Source organism: Paraburkholderia denitrificans, assembly GCF_042655705.1.
Classification (GTDB): Bacteria; Pseudomonadota; Gammaproteobacteria; order Burkholderiales; family Burkholderiaceae; genus Paraburkholderia; species Paraburkholderia denitrificans.
Genome location: NZ_JBHSMP010000032.1, coordinates 27894 through 41654 on the forward strand (window position 1 = coordinate 27894; position 13761 = coordinate 41654).

12 protein-coding genes and 1 pseudogene are annotated in these 13761 nt (G+C 65.4%); 10 read left to right on the top strand and 3 right to left on the bottom strand.

Annotation, left to right across the window (positions count from 1 at the left end):
* Window positions 1-30 precede the first annotated feature (30 nt).
* The gene (gene cyaY / locus ACFPTO_RS21245) at window positions 31-348 is read left to right on the top strand and encodes an iron donor protein CyaY (protein WP_293033882.1); all 318 of its coding nucleotides are present in this window, start codon (window positions 31-33) and stop codon (window positions 346-348) included.
* 98 nt (window positions 349-446) lie between these two features.
* Here the strand turns inward: cyaY and ACFPTO_RS21250 are convergent, their stop codons facing one another.
* Window positions 447-2888, bottom strand: a complete 2442-nt coding sequence (locus ACFPTO_RS21250) for a penicillin-binding protein 1A (RefSeq protein ID WP_377714439.1) — start codon at window positions 2886-2888, stop codon at window positions 447-449.
* Window positions 2889-3137: 249 nt separating this feature from the next.
* On the opposite strand from ACFPTO_RS21250, the gene pilM reads away from it, so the two are divergent.
* The 8 genes from pilM (at window position 3138) to ugpQ (ending at window position 11185) form a co-directional block, all read left to right on the top strand.
* Entirely contained in the window at window positions 3138-4136 is a 999-nt protein-coding gene (pilM, locus tag ACFPTO_RS21255; RefSeq protein WP_377714534.1) for a type IV pilus biogenesis protein PilM, read from the top strand.
* A 158-nt stretch (window positions 4137-4294) separates the two neighbouring features.
* Window positions 4295-4792: a hypothetical protein gene (locus tag ACFPTO_RS21260; RefSeq protein ID WP_377714441.1), complete on the top strand. Its 498-nt coding sequence runs from the start codon at window positions 4295-4297 to the stop codon at window positions 4790-4792.
* Entirely contained in the window at window positions 4789-5664 is an 876-nt protein-coding gene (locus ACFPTO_RS21265) for a hypothetical protein (RefSeq protein ID WP_377714443.1), read from the top strand. Before ACFPTO_RS21260 ends, ACFPTO_RS21265 begins: the two co-directional genes overlap by 4 nt.
* A gap of 14 nt (window positions 5665-5678) precedes the next feature.
* Entirely contained in the window at window positions 5679-7331 is a 1653-nt protein-coding gene (locus tag ACFPTO_RS21270; protein ID WP_377714536.1) for a type IV pilus secretin PilQ, read from the top strand.
* Between the two features lie 164 nt (window positions 7332-7495).
* Window positions 7496-8026, top strand: a complete 531-nt coding sequence (locus ACFPTO_RS21275; RefSeq protein WP_377714537.1) for a shikimate kinase — start codon at window positions 7496-7498, stop codon at window positions 8024-8026.
* A 1-nt stretch (window position 8027) separates the two neighbouring features.
* Window positions 8028-9110, top strand: a complete 1083-nt coding sequence (gene aroB, locus ACFPTO_RS21280) for a 3-dehydroquinate synthase (RefSeq protein ID WP_465262960.1) — start codon at window positions 8028-8030, stop codon at window positions 9108-9110.
* Between the two features lie 45 nt (window positions 9111-9155).
* Window positions 9156-10355, top strand: a complete 1200-nt coding sequence (locus ACFPTO_RS21285) for a deoxyguanosinetriphosphate triphosphohydrolase (RefSeq protein ID WP_377714539.1) — start codon at window positions 9156-9158, stop codon at window positions 10353-10355.
* 83 nt (window positions 10356-10438) lie between these two features.
* A complete protein-coding gene (gene ugpQ, locus ACFPTO_RS21290) occupies window positions 10439-11185 on the top strand; it encodes a glycerophosphodiester phosphodiesterase (RefSeq protein ID WP_377714447.1) in 747 nt (248 codons plus the stop codon).
* A gap of 38 nt (window positions 11186-11223) precedes the next feature.
* Here the strand turns inward: ugpQ and ACFPTO_RS21295 are convergent, their stop codons facing one another.
* Together ACFPTO_RS21295 and ACFPTO_RS21300 are read right to left on the bottom strand one after the other, a co-directional pair.
* The gene (locus ACFPTO_RS21295; RefSeq protein ID WP_377714449.1) at window positions 11224-11610 is read right to left on the bottom strand and encodes an ElaB/YgaM/YqjD family protein; all 387 of its coding nucleotides are present in this window, start codon (window positions 11608-11610) and stop codon (window positions 11224-11226) included.
* A gap of 333 nt (window positions 11611-11943) precedes the next feature.
* Complete coding sequence (locus ACFPTO_RS21300) at window positions 11944-12705, bottom strand: OmpW/AlkL family protein (RefSeq protein ID WP_377714451.1); 762 nt, start codon at window positions 12703-12705, stop codon at window positions 11944-11946.
* A gap of 189 nt (window positions 12706-12894) precedes the next feature.
* On the opposite strand from ACFPTO_RS21300, the pseudogene ACFPTO_RS21305 reads away from it, so the two are divergent.
* Window positions 12895-13596: pseudogene (locus ACFPTO_RS21305) on the top strand (transposase); the annotation flags it as partial.
* Between the last annotated feature and the right edge of the window lie 165 nt (window positions 13597-13761).

A 13761-nucleotide genomic window follows, 5' to 3' on the forward strand; every position in this document is an offset into this window, starting at 1 on the left:
TTCCTGAATGAATAACCGGTGGAGTTTAGCATGACCGACAGTGACTACCTGAGCCGGGCGGAAGCCGTGCTGGCGGCGGTGGAGCGTGCCGTCGACGAGGCCGATGCCGATATCGAACTCGAACGCAGCGGCAATGTTCTGACGCTTGAATTCCACAACCGGACCAAGATCATCGTCAATCTGCAACCGCCGATGAGCGAGATCTGGATCGCAGCCAAAGCCGGTGGTTTTCACTACCGCTTCCGGGACGGCGAATGGCGCGACACGCGCTCGGACTCGGAGTTCTTTTCGGCGCTCTCGGCCTACGCGACCGAGCAGGCGGGCGAGCCGGTTCGCTTTACACCCTGATCCGCCCTGACCGACACTGACTGGCCGTGAGTGGCACCCGACCGGTGCCCCGGGGCAGGCGGGCTTCGAGTCGCGGATTTTGCGCCTCGAATCTCAAGTCAGTGCCCGCGAAACAGCTTCATGATGTCCTCTTTCTCCTGCGCATTGACATGCTCGGGTTCGGGCGCCGCGGCTGCATCTGCGGCTGCGGCTTCGCCCGGCACGCCGCTTGCCGTCGTATCGAGCGTGGCCTGACTGATCCCCACTGTCGACACGAACCCGTGCCCCGGCGTGACATCGGCGTAATACAACTCGTCGCCTAGCGTGACGACGCCTTCCGGCATCGGCATCTGGTAAGTCGGCACGCCCTTGAGTGCGCGGGCCATGTAGTCGATCCAGACCGGCAGTGCGAGGCCGCCGCCTGTTTCCTTGTCGCCGAGGCTGCGCGGATTGTCGTAGCCGAGCCAGGCGATGGCCGTGAGCGTGTGCTGGTAGCCGGCGAACCACGTGTCGCGCGAATCGTTCGTCGTGCCGGTCTTGCCGGCGAGGTCGGTGCGCTTGAGGACGTTCGATTTCGCGCCCGTGCCGTGCTGCGCGACGCTCGTCAGCAGACTGTTCATGATGTACGCATTGCGCGGGTCGATCGCGCGCGGCGCGTTCTGCTCGGCGATGATCGGCTGCGCCTGCGCGATCACGATGCCGCGCTGGTCCGTGACTTCGGCGATCAGATACGGATTGATGCGATAGCCGCCATTGGCAAAGACGGAATAGCCCGCCGCCATCTGCAGCGGCGTGACCAGACCGGCGCCGAGCGCCATCGGCAGATAGGCGGGATGACGATCTGCGTCGAAGCCGAAATGCGTGATGTACTGCTGCGCGTACTTCGTGCCGATGTGGCTGAGGATACGGATCGACACGAGGTTTCTCGACTTCTGAAGCGCGGTGCGCATGGTCATCGGACCGTCGAAGCCGCCGCCATAGTTCTTCGGCTCCCACGCCTGGCCGCCTGTTTCCGCCGCACTGAAGTAGAGCGGCGCGTCGTTGATGACGGTGGCTGGACCGAGCCCCTTGTCGAGCGACGCCGAATAGACGAACGGCTTGAAGCTCGACCCCGGCTGACGCCACGCCTGGGTGACGTGGTTGAACTTGTTCTTGTTGAAGTCGAAGCCGCCGACGAGTGCGCGGATTGCCCCGTTCTGCGGCACCACCGAGACGAATGCCCCTTCGATCTGCGGCAACTGCGTGATCGACCATTCGCCCGAGTCGCTCTCGTTGCTGTTGTGCGCCACGCGAATGATCGCGCCTGGCCGGATGCGCTGCCGAGCCGACGCACGCGGACCGAGCGCGAACTGCGCAAAGCGCAGGCCGTCGCCGTGAAGCCTGGCGACGTTGCCGTCGATGAACGTGACCTGCACCTCTTTCGGGCTCGCGGCAGTCACGACCGCCGCGACGAGCTCGCCGTTGTCCGGGTGATCGAGCAGGGCGTCCTCGATGGCCTGCTCGCGCTCGCCCGCATCGGCGGGCAGCTCGATGAACGCTTCGGGCCCGCGATAGCCGTGGCGCCGCTCGTAATCGAGCAGGCCCTTGCGCAGCGCGCGGTACGCGACGTCCTGATCGGCTGAGTCGATGGTGGTGACGACGTTCAGTCCGCGCGTGTAGGCCTCTTCGCGATACTGCGTGTACATCAGCTGCCGGACCATTTCGGCGACATATTCCGCGTGGACGCTGAATTCCTTGCTCGTGCCCTTCACGACGAGCGGCTGCCTCACCGCCTCGTCGTACTGCGCCTGCGTGATGTAGTGCAGTTCGAGCATGCGCTGGAGGATGTAGTTCTGGCGCACCTTCGCGCGCCGCGGATTCACCACCGGGTTGTAGGCGGACGGCGCTTTTGGCAGGCCGGCGAGCATCGCGCACTCGGCGAGCGAGAGGTCCTTCAGATTCTTGCCGAAATAGATGCGCGCCGCGCTCGCGAAGCCGTACGCGCGCTGCCCGAGGTAGATCTGGTTCATGTAGACCTCGAGGATCTGGTCCTTCGAGAGCTTCGTCTCGATCTTGTAGGCCAGCAGCATCTCGTAGATCTTGCGCGTGTAGGTCTTCTCACTCGTCAGGAAAAAATTGCGCGCGACCTGCATCGTGATCGTGCTCGCGCCCTGCGTGGCGCGCCCGTTGGTGAGCGCGACAAAACCCGCCCGTGCAATACCGGCGAGGTCCACGCCGCCGTGATCGTAGAAGCGGGCGTCCTCGATCGCGAGCACGGCCTTTTTAAGATTGTCCGGCACATCCTGAATGTGGACGACGTCGCGCCGCTCTTCGCCGAATTCGCCGATCAACACGTGGTCGCGCGTGTAGATGCGCAGGGGAACCTTGGGCCGGTAATCGGTGAGTGCGTCGAGCGACGGCAGCCTGGGGAGAGCGAAGATCAGCGCGTAACCGGCCACCAGCGCGACACAGACGGCGCCCGCCACGCTCAACCCGGCAAAGCCGATGAACAGCTTCGCCCACCATGGGCGCCGACGCTTTGGCGGCGGTGGCGTGGACGACGAAGACGAGGTTTCTTGCATACCGGCACCGAAAAAACAGTCCCGCGATTATAGCTGTCCGGCTGGTAATCTTTCTAAATGCTTACGCAGGCGGTGCGGGACGCGACGAGCACATATCTGCACTGTAGACGCCGCTTTCGCGTGTGAACAGGACGCAAACCGAGGTTTGGCCGTTCGGACGAGTATTCGTGCGTGCCGCCGATTCGCACAATGTTCCTTACCGCACGCTTTCGAATGGTTCGTGGCGTGCAACGCAAAAGAGGGATTGCGATGGGCCTCATGAAGCCGGTTTTGTTGGGTGCACGCCGTTTTGCAGCAGGTATCGACGTGGCGGCGCGCGGAGTCACGCTGGCGGTGCTGAGCCGGCGTCTGTTCGGCGCGGCGCCGGTGCGCCTCGAGTGTCTCGCCAGCGCGCCGTTGCCGCGCGAGGCGATGGCAGGCGTCGAGATCGTCGACCGGGCTGCGGTGGTCGAGGCGCTGCGCGGTGTGTTCGGCGAGTTGCCGCGCCAGTGCGCGGGCGTGCCGATGCGCTGTGCGATGGCGCTGCCGGCGAGCGCGACGCTCGTGGCCACGATGCCGCTCGCGCGGCTCTCACCGGCTGCGAGCGGCGTCGACGCTTCGCAAATCCATGCCGAACTCGAACCGCTCGTGCTGGCGCAAGCCGAGCGCATGGCGGGCGTCGAGCGGCACGAACTTGCGGTCGACTGGCACGTGATGCCGCCGGGCAGCGCGTCGGCTCGCGAGATCGAAGGCGGAACGCAAGTGACGATCGCCGCGGCGGCGCGTGCGCATCTGGAAGCACGCATCGAATGCGCGGCCATGGCCGGCATCGCGTTGTCCGCAGTGGACGACGAAGCGCACGCGGCATTGCGTGCGATGCGCTATGCAGCCGGGTTCGAGTTGCAGCCGCACGAACGGTATCTGGCGCTATGGATCGGCGCGGAGGGCATACGCGGCTGGGCCATGGTCGACGACGCGATCGTGCGCGAGATGCGCTTTCCCGCGCTGGAGCACGCGGATCTTGTCGAAGCGTTGCGCGATCTCACGCAGGGCGAGCCGGCGAGCTGCGCGCTCGTGGCGGGCGACATCGGCATGTTGCGCGGCGTGCAGTTCACGCTTGCGGATATTGGCGAGGTACTCGGCTGCCCGGTCTTGCCGTTCGAGTGCGCTGCGCTCGCCGATTCCGAGCGGCCGCTTCCCATGCTCCTCGCGCATGATCCGTCGTGCGCGGTCGCATTCGGCCTTGCGTTGCGCGGGGTGAGCGAATGAGGCCAATTTGCAGGGGGACGGCGAGTGCGCGAGTCGGCTTCAATCTGCTGCCATGGCGGCGGCGCGAGATACTGCGGTTGCGTCGCCGTCGCATGATCGAGTGGGGCGCGGCGCTCATGTTGGGGTGCGCCTTTTCGGCCCCGGTGGTGGGTTGGCAGATGTGGCAGCGCAGTCGCGTCGAAGCGCATCGCCTTGTCGTTGAGCAGTCGATGGCGCCATTGCGGGCGCCGTATGCCGAAGCGCAGCGCCTCGCCAGCGCAGCCGCGGCGCAGCAGGCAGCCGCGCGACTGACCGAACAGCACGGCAAGCCGCTGATACGCATGGTTGCGCTGCTCGACGCACTGGCCAGTGCGGGAACGGTTGGCGTCGCGCTGCACCAGATCGAGCATCGCGGCGACGAAACCCATCTACACGCCGCACTCGCAAGCGAGAACGTCATCGCCGATTGGCTCGAGCGTCTGCGCCAGGTGCCTGATGTCGAGTCAGTGAACGTGCGTGAATTCAAGCGCGCGCAGCAGGCCGGGAATGCGAAGCCGCGGACGAGCGCCGACGACGATCCGATTCGCGTGATCACCCGGCTCGCCTGGCACGGCACCGCCGCCCCGGCGCAATCGGCGGAAAGCACCTCGCGAATGAAAGTGAGGAATCCGGAATGAGTGGCGTGCTGATGACGCATCACGGCTTAACGGCGTACGTGGGCTTCGAGGCGCTGCGCGACTGGATGCGTGTGCACGCGTGGAGCGTGCGGCGGCGCACTGGTGTTGCGGCTGCGCTTGCGCTTACGGCGGCGTTGAGCGCCGGTGTCGCCTGTGTCGCCGTGGATTTCGTCGGCGTGCGTGCGGCCCGAAGCGAGCTGCACGAGGCCGAACATGCGCTGGCCGACGCGCAACGCGCCGTTGCACGCTTGCCGGTGCTCACTCAATCGCTCAGGCAAGCAGGATCGGGGGCGACGTATGGAAATCTCAAGAACTCGGCAGCCGACGAGGTGAGGCGGGTTTCCGGGTTGACCGCGAATGCTGGACTGGCCCTGTCAACGCTTGAGCCTTCCGGTTCGGGCGGCGCCGGTGCGGAAAGCTTCCAGGCAATGAAACTCGTCGCGCAAGGAAGCTTTTCGCAAGTGCGAGCGTTTCTCGCCGGTCTCTCGATGCAGCCGGAGCTTGTCGTGCCGGGTGAACTCACGATCAAGCGCAACGGTGAGCGTCTTTCTGTTGCCGCGACGTTGCAAGTATTCGACGGTCTGCCGCCCGCGCAACCCGGCACAACAGGCAGCGTCTCGGACCGGGTGACGTTCGATCCGTTTGCGAACAGCATCGCCGATGGCACGGGCGACGGCTCGCTGCGGTTGACCGGCGTGCTTCAGGACCGCGCGGGCCGTATCGCGCTTATCGAATCCGCGTCCGGCACAAAGGCCGTGCAGGTCGGGCAGATGTTCGCGGGCGCTCGCGTCGAACGTATCGAGACATCGCGTGTGGTTCTCACCTCGGGTGGGACGAGTCAGACCTTGACCTGGGCCGAGGAGGTGAAGTGAAGGTCGTGCGAGCGATGGTGTTGATGTTCTGTGGCACGTGCTTTGCGGCTGATGCGATTTCCGCCGTCCCGCTTCCGCAGCCGGTGTCGTCACTGGACGCGGGGGCGGCGGTCGAACGCCACGTCGCTGCGCCGCTGCCTGCGCCGGGCGATTCTCGCGATGCGTCGGGATGGACCGCAAATCCGTTTGTCGCTAAGGGCGACGGTGAAAATCCGTCTGCCGCCGGGTTGAGCGAGGCAACTGAAACGCCGCGTAATTCACAGGCGGTTCCGCCCGCCACCGCATCAGAAGCAAACAGTGGCGCAGCCCAGGCGGCGACGCAGCTCGAAGGTCCGCCTGTGCCGTTACGTGCTCCGCTGCGGCTCGGCGATCCCGCGCAGTCAGACGACGGCCTTCCGCCCGATCGCCCGATCACGCTGAATTTTCAGCGCGCGGAGCTTTCCGCCGTGCTGAATACATTCGCGGCATTCACGAAGCTGAATATCGTCGCGAGCGAGCGCGTGCGCGGCCAGGTAACGCTGCGGCTGGACCGCGTGCCGTGGCGCACCGCGTTCGATCTGCTGCTGAAGGCGAACGGCCTCGCGATGGAACGCGCTGGCGGCGTGATCTGGGTCGCGCCGACCGCTGAACTCGCTGCGCGCGAGCGGCAGCGCTTCGAGGCGCACGCCCGGGCTGCGGAACTCGAACCGCTGGCGAGCCGCGCGTTCGAGCTGCACTACGCGCGCGCCGAGGATCTGCGGCGTCTGCTGACCGGCTCGGGCGCCCAGCGCGCGTTGTCGAAACGCGGTGCGGCAGTGGCAGACGCCCGCACCAACCTGCTGTTCGTGACGGATCTGCCCGCGCGCCTCGACCAGATCGCCGAACTGATTCCGATGCTCGACGCGCCTGCGCGCCAGGTGCTGATCGAAGCGCGCATCGTCGAGGGCGACGAGGGGCTCTCGCGCGAACTGGGGGTACGCCTCGGCGTGACGCCGGCCAATGCGGATGGCGGCGCGAACGGAAGCACGAACGGCAGCGCGCAGGCCACCTCGCAGGCCACCTCGCAGGCCACCACGCACGGCGTGCAAGGCGGGAAGGACGGCACGGCCTACGATCTCTCCGCAGGCCCGCTTGCAGGCTTCGACGCAGCGCAACTCGGCCTGTCGCTGCTTGCGGCGCGCGCGACACGCCTGCTCGACATCCAGCTGAGCGCTCTCGAAGCCGAGGGACGCGGGCGAGTCGTGTCGAGTCCACGTGTCGTGACCGCTGATCGCACGCGCGCCGTCGTCGAGCAGGGCACCGAGCTGCCGTATCAGGCTAAGGTCGGGCAGGGCGTCTCGGGCGTGCAGTTTCGCCGCGCAAGCCTGAAACTGGAGGTCGAACCGCGAATCACGCCGGACGGCCGTGTCATCCTCGATCTCGATGTCGCGAAGGACAGCGTCGGCGAGCAGACCGCCGCCGGGCCCGCGATCAACACGAAACACGTTCAGACGCGCGTCGAGATCGAAGACGGCGGCACGGTGTCGATTGGCGGGATCGATGCGACCGGCGACCGGGATGATGTGACGCGCGTGCCGCTCCTGGGCAAAATACCCATCCTGGGCGCGCTTTTTTCGCACCGTGCACATCGCGGCCAGCGCAGCGAGCTTGTGGTGTTCATTACGCCGCGCGTCATTGAACCGGATTGACCCGGCGAACTGACCCCGGCGAACTGACCCCCAGCGAATCGGCCCCAGTTACGAGCCGCAGGCTCGACAACCCCGCAGCTTTGCCAGTAAGCTGCGGCACCAACCCTATCGAGGAAACGCAGCAAGTGCGGGATGCAAACGCCAATGTTTTTTTTGTCGGGCTCATGGGCGCCGGTAAGACGACCGTGGGCCGGGCAGTCGCGCGCCGGCTGGGGCGGCCGTTTTTCGACTCCGACCATGAGATCGAGGCACGCACCGGTGCGCGCATTCCCGTGATCTTCGAACTGGAAGGCGAAGCGGGCTTTCGCGAGCGCGAAGCCCAGGTGATCGACGAACTGACTGCCCGCGAGGACATCGTACTGGCGACCGGAGGCGGCGCCGTGCTGCGGCCAGAGAACCGCGCGGCGCTCAAGGAACGCGGCTTCGTCGTCTATCTGCGTGCCAATCCACACGATCTGTGGCTGCGTACGCGGCGCGACAAGAACCGCCCGCTCCTGCAGACCGAAGATCCCAAAGCACGGCTCGAAGCGCTCTATGAAGTCCGCGATCCGCTTTACCGCGAAATCGCCGACTTCGTGATCGAAACCGGCCGGCCTTCCGTCAACGGGCTCGTCAACATGGTGCTGATGCAGCTTGACATGGCCGGCGTCATCCGAACCCCGGCGCGCCCAGGGCGCGTCAGCGATAATGGCTAGCATGATTACTGTCAACGTCGAACTGGGCGAGCGCGCCTACCCCATCCATATCGGTGCCGGCCTGATCGGCCAGACGGCGCTGTTTGCGCCGCATATCGCAGGCAAGTCGGTAACGATCGTGACGAACACCGTCGTCGATCCGCTGTATGGCGACGCGCTACGCACGGCGCTCGCGCCGCTCGGCAAGGACGTCCATACCGTCGTGCTGCCCGATGGCGAGGTGCACAAGAACTGGGAGACGCTCAACCAGATTTTCGACGCGCTCCTCACCTCGCGCGCCGACCGCAAGACGACGCTGATCGCGCTCGGCGGCGGCGTGACCGGCGACATGACCGGGTTTGCCGCCGCGTGCTACATGCGCGGCGTGCCGTTCATCCAGGTCCCGACCACGCTGCTTTCGCAGGTCGATTCGTCGGTGGGCGGCAAGACGGGGATCAATCACCCGCTCGGCAAGAACATGATCGGCGCGTTTTATCAGCCGCAGGCCGTGATCGCGGACATTGCCGTGCTGCGTACGCTCCCGGCGCGCGAGCTGGCGGCGGGTATCGCCGAAGTGATCAAGACGGGCGCGATTGCCGATGCCGAATTCTTCGACTGGATCGAAACTCATGTCGATGCGCTGAACCGCTGCGAACCAGAGGCGCTCGTTCACGCGGTGAAGCGCTCGTGCGAGATCAAGGCGTCGGTGGTGGCCGCCGACGAGCGCGAAGGCGGCCTGCGCGCCATTCTCAATTTCGGCCACACGTTCGGCCACGCAATCGAGGCGGGCCTCGGCTACGGCGAATGGCTGCACGGTGAAGCGGTCGGTTGCGGCATGGCGATGGCGGCGGACCTGTCGGTGCGGCTCGGTCATCTGGACGAAGCTTCGCGTGCGCGCCTCGTGCGCGTGATCGACGCGGCGAAGCTGCCCGTGCGCGCGCCCGCGCTGGGCGCTGCGCGCTATGTCGAGCTGATGCAGGTCGACAAGAAGGCCGAGGGCGGTGCGATCAAGTTCATCCTGCTGAAACGGTTCGGCGACACGCTGATCACCCGCGCACCGGACGAAGCCGTTCAGGCCACACTCGCTGCCACGACGGTGGGCTGAGCGCCGCCGGTCTGCCCACTCTTGCGGAGAACCCTGGTGAGCGACATTCGCAACGACACGCGCAACGACACTTCAAACGGCCCGGCTGACGTCGCGTACGCGTCGCGGGTCGCCATGCTGGAGGCAGGTCTCGCGCCGTACGCAGCGCACGCGTCACAGTCGCGCGGACGGCGCTATCCCGAGCCGCCGCCCGCCGCGCGCAGCGAGTTTCAGCGCGATCGCGACCGCATCGTTCATTCCACGGCGTTTCGGCGGCTCGAATACAAGACCCAGGTGTTCGTGAACCATGAGGGCGATCTCTTTCGCACGCGGCTCACGCACAGCATCGAAGTTGCCCAGATCGCCCGTTCGATTGCGCGCAACCTGCGCGTGAACGAGGATCTTGTCGAGGCAATCTCGCTTGCGCACGATCTTGGGCATACGCCGTTCGGCCATGCGGGACAGGACGCGCTCAACGACTGCATGCGCGGCCACGGCGGCTTCGAGCACAACCTGCAGAGCCTCGCCGTTGTCGACGAACTCGAAGAGCATTACGGTGCGTTCAACGGTCTGAACCTCTGCTTCGAGACGCGCGAGGGCATTCTCAAACACTGCTCGCGCGAGAATGCGCGGCGGCTCGGCGATCTCGGCGAGCGTTTCCTGCACGGGCGTCAGCCGTCGATCGAGGCGCAGATCGCCAACATTGCCGACGAAGTCGCCTACAACAATCACGACGTCGACGACGGTCTGCGCTCGGGCCTGATCACCATCGAGCAACTGGCCGAAGTCGAGCTCTGGCAGACGCACTACGAAGCCGCGCGCGGCGAATTCCCGAAAATCGAGGGACGCCGTCTGATCCACGAGACCGTGCGGCGTGTGATCAACACGCTGATCGTCGATCTCATCGAGCAGACGAGCCGCAATCTGGCCAGATACACGCCGCAGTCGCTCGACGAGGTGCGCGCCGCGCCGCCACTCGTCGCGCACAGCGAGGGCGTCGCGGTGCAGGCAACCGCGCTCAAGCGCTTCCTGTACGCAAACCTCTATCGCCACTATCGCGTGATGCGCATGGCGAACAAGGCGCAGCGCGTGGTGAAGGGGCTGTTCGAAGCGTTTTCCGACGATCCGCGCCTCTTGCCGCCCGATTACCAGTCGCCGGAGACCGAGGCGCAGCCGCGCCTGATCGCGCATTACATCGCCGGGATGACCGACCGGTATGCGCTGAAGGAGTATCGGCGGCTCTTCGTCGTTCCGGAGGAAGTCTGACGGCTTCCGATGTCGATTGATGCTGGCCGTTGGTGTTGTCAGATGCCGTCGTCAGATCCGGGAGCCCATGCGATGCCCATCCTATGAAACTCTGGCCGTATCCGCGCGTTTGCGCACACCGTGGCGGCGGCACGCTTGCGCCTGAGAACACGCTCGCAGCCATGCGTACCGGCGCGCGACTCGGACACCGGATGGTCGAGTTCGACGCGAAACTCTCCGCCGACGACATCGTCTTCCTCCTGCATGACGACACCGTCGATCGCACGACGAACGGACACGGCGCGGCAGCGCGGCTGAGCTACGCCGAAATGTCGGCGCTCGATGCCGGACGCTGGCGCGGTGCAGAATATGCGGGCGAGCGGATGCCGACGCTCGCGCAGATTGCTGCGTACTGCCGTGAAGCGGGACTCGCGGCGAATGTGGAGATCAAGCCATGTCCGCGGCGCGAGATCGAAACCGGTCGCGTCGTGGCGGCCGAGGCCGCGCAGTTGTGGGCGGGCGCGATGCCGCCGCCCTTGCTGTCATCGTTTTCGTTCGAGGCGCTTGAGGTTGCGCGCGACGCCGCACCGGACCTGCCGCGCGGCCTGCTGTTCGAGCATGTGCCGGGCGACTGGCGCGAGCGCTGTCGCGACCTGGGTTGCGTCTCGCTGCACGCGAGCCACCGGCATCTGGATGAAGCGCTCGTTGCACGTATCAAGGCTGCGGGCCTGTACATCCTCGCCTACACGGTGAACGACCTCGAGCGTGCGCGGTGTCTCGCGCACTGGGGCGTCGATACGATCTGCACGGACCGTATCGATCTGATCGGCCCGCACGCGCTCGGCGACTGAATTGTCTGAGTCGTCTGAGTCGTCTGAACGGCGAGCCGTCAACCTTCCTGTCGGCCACGCGCGATCAATGCACCCACGATCAACGCCAGACCACCCGCAATGGCAATCGACTGCCAGGGATTGCGATGCACGTAGTCATCTGCGTTGCTGAAGGCTTCGTCGGCCCGCTCGCGCGCCACGGTGCGCGCTACTTCCAGGCGTTCGCGCGCTGCGTCGAGACGCTTGCGCACATCCTCGCGCAGCGCTGCGGCATCGGCCTGGGTGCCCTCGCCAAGCGTTGTTTCCAGCTCGGCGAGCAGGTCGCGCAACTCGTCGGCGATGTCGGCCACCGCATTGCGGCTGCGGCGCGCGATGCGGCGCGCGTGGCGGCCCGTCTTGCTCCAGGACTCCCCGATTGCATCTCGCGTATTTGGGAATGCGCTCATGAATCGCTCCGTTGTTGAAAACGCAGGGTCAATGACTGGCTGCGTCCACGAAATAACTGGACGCGGGAGTTGGAAAGTATTGCGCAATTCCTGTACCCGCCGCGCGAGCGTGCTCACGCGGTCTGGTCGCGTGCGCGCGGCAGACGGCGTTCTTCGGCTTAGTGTGTAATTGGTGATTACGGGGACAGCACGGTTTTTCTCAGAGGCATAGAATCAGAGAAAACTTGCACGATTGTGGTGACAAACCGGTGGGTGGGAGGAGGCGCCTCCGCCGGGCGCCGCAAGGGCAGGGCGGAGGGCTCGCGGATCAGGCAGCGGCTGAAGCAGCGGCGCCTAGAATGCGTAACCGACCTTGAGGTAGGTAACGATCGGGTTCAGGTGGATCTTGGCTTCGGAGCGGACGTGGACGCCCGTTCGGGTGGTGGTGTCGAGCTTGGCGGTCACGTTGACCGGGATGTACGACAGCGAGAAGCCCGCGAACCAGTGCTTCGTGAAGTTGTAGTTGAAGCCCGCGCTAAAGACAGGTGCCCAGGAATTGGTTGTCGTAACGCTGGTCTGAGCGCCCGGGCTCGGTGTGACGCCATAAGGAGCAAGGGCTTGTGTACCCGCGTACCCAATGGTGCCGGTCAAGTTGTTGTTCGTGATCTTGTCGCCCGTGAACCAGGTGTACGTGGCGCCGACGCCGAGATACGGGCGGAACTTCGAGTCGGCCTTGTTGAAGTAGTACTTGAGCAGCAATGCCGGAGCCCAGAGGCGCGCCTCGCCGATCTTGCCGAACGAGGAGAGCGAGCCGGAACCAGAGAGGTCGAATTTCGGAGGAATGCCAAGTTCGGCTTCAGCGGCGATGTTGTCGGTGATGAAGTAGCCGAGGCTCACTCCGGCCGTGTCGGCGTTGCCGATGCTGGCGCCGGTGCCGGGAAGGCTTGCGTTGACGGGAAAGCCAGCAACGCTGTCGATTTTGAGCGGGTCACTGGAGTCCTGCGGTGCGAAATGGAACCACCCGGTCGTGACGTAAAGCGTGTGAGCTGATTGAGCGTGTGCTGCCGACACAACGGCGAGCGCGGCGATACCCGCCAGCGTCTGTTTTAATTTCATTTTGGGTTCTCCTCCATTAAAGGCCCGCACATTATGAACAAAAGGCTTCCATCAGACCATATGCGACCACTAGAAGCATCTCCCTAAGCGCCGCGAGGTTTCCGCCAAAGCCGCACCACGGCGCGACGAGCGTCCGTGCGGCTTGGCGGGTCTGCGGGTATTCACCAACGGACAAATGGAAAATCGAGCATGGCACGGCTTGCACGTCTTTATGTTCCTGATCAGCCGCAGCACGTGATCCTTCGCGGGCTCGACCAACAGCCTGCATTTGTCGATGAACAGGATTACGAGCTTTTCATCGACTGCCTGAAAGCGGCGGCGCGCGATCATCATCTGGCGGTTCACGCGTGGGTGTTAATGCCCGGCGCGGTGCAACTGCTCGTCACCCCATCCGACGAATCGAGTCTGCCGAAGGCAATGCAGGCGGTTGGCCGGCGCTACGTGGCGCATTTCAACCGGCGCTATGCGCGGCGCGGCACGTTGTGGGAGGGCCGCTACCGCGCGACGGTAATCGAGGGCGAGCGCTTTTTCCTGCTGGCGAGCCGCGTCGTCGAACTCGCGCCGGTGCGCAACCATCTCGTCGGGATTCCTGATGACTACCGGTGGTCGAGCTACCGGCATCACATCGGGCTCACCGTCGACAGCCTCATCACCGACCACCCGCTCTACTGGGCACTCGGCAACACGCCGTTCGAGCGTCAGCGCGCCTATCGAGAGTTGTGCGAACAAACGCTCGACGAACGCGAGACCTCGCAGTTGATGCAGGCGACCCTCAAGGGCTGGGTGCTCGGCAGCGATACCTATCGCGATTGGGCGTCCCGCTCGGCGAACCGGCGTGTGTCGCCGCTGCCGCGCGGGCGGCCGCGCAAGGTGCGTGAGGCGCCGCTTCCGGCTGCAGGTGCACCGGTAGCCGCAGCTGCATCGCCGCAGCCTGGACAATCGGGAGCGCATCATGCGCCGTCTTCGACCGCTCCGGGTTCTAGCAGCGCATCGGGCGGTCACCCCGGCAGCGATGCGGGGGCGCATCCAGGCGGACATCAGGGTGTGCATTCGGAC

Excerpts from the sequence above, each read along its gene's own strand:
- pilM (WP_377714534.1), top strand. The coding sequence starts at position 3,138 with ATGGGCCTCATGAAGCCGGTTTTGTTGGGTGCACGCCGTTTTGCAGCA.
- ACFPTO_RS21270 (WP_377714536.1), top strand. The coding sequence starts at position 5,679 with ATGGTGTTGATGTTCTGTGGCACGTGCTTTGCGGCTGATGCGATTTCC.
- ACFPTO_RS21295 (WP_377714449.1), bottom strand. The coding sequence starts at position 11,610 with ATGAGCGCATTCCCAAATACGCGAGATGCAATCGGGGAGTCCTGGAGC.
- ACFPTO_RS21265 (WP_377714443.1), top strand. The coding sequence starts at position 4,789 with ATGAGTGGCGTGCTGATGACGCATCACGGCTTAACGGCGTACGTGGGC.
- cyaY (WP_293033882.1), top strand. The coding sequence starts at position 31 with ATGACCGACAGTGACTACCTGAGCCGGGCGGAAGCCGTGCTGGCGGCG.
- ACFPTO_RS21250 (WP_377714439.1), bottom strand. The coding sequence starts at position 2,888 with ATGCAAGAAACCTCGTCTTCGTCGTCCACGCCACCGCCGCCAAAGCGT.
- ACFPTO_RS21275 (WP_377714537.1), top strand. The coding sequence starts at position 7,496 with ATGGGCGCCGGTAAGACGACCGTGGGCCGGGCAGTCGCGCGCCGGCTG.
- ACFPTO_RS21260 (WP_377714441.1), top strand. The coding sequence starts at position 4,295 with ATGTGGCAGCGCAGTCGCGTCGAAGCGCATCGCCTTGTCGTTGAGCAG.
- aroB (WP_465262960.1), top strand. The coding sequence starts at position 8,028 with ATGATTACTGTCAACGTCGAACTGGGCGAGCGCGCCTACCCCATCCAT.
- ACFPTO_RS21300 (WP_377714451.1), bottom strand. The coding sequence starts at position 12,705 with ATGAAATTAAAACAGACGCTGGCGGGTATCGCCGCGCTCGCCGTTGTG.
- ugpQ (WP_377714447.1), top strand. The coding sequence starts at position 10,439 with ATGAAACTCTGGCCGTATCCGCGCGTTTGCGCACACCGTGGCGGCGGC.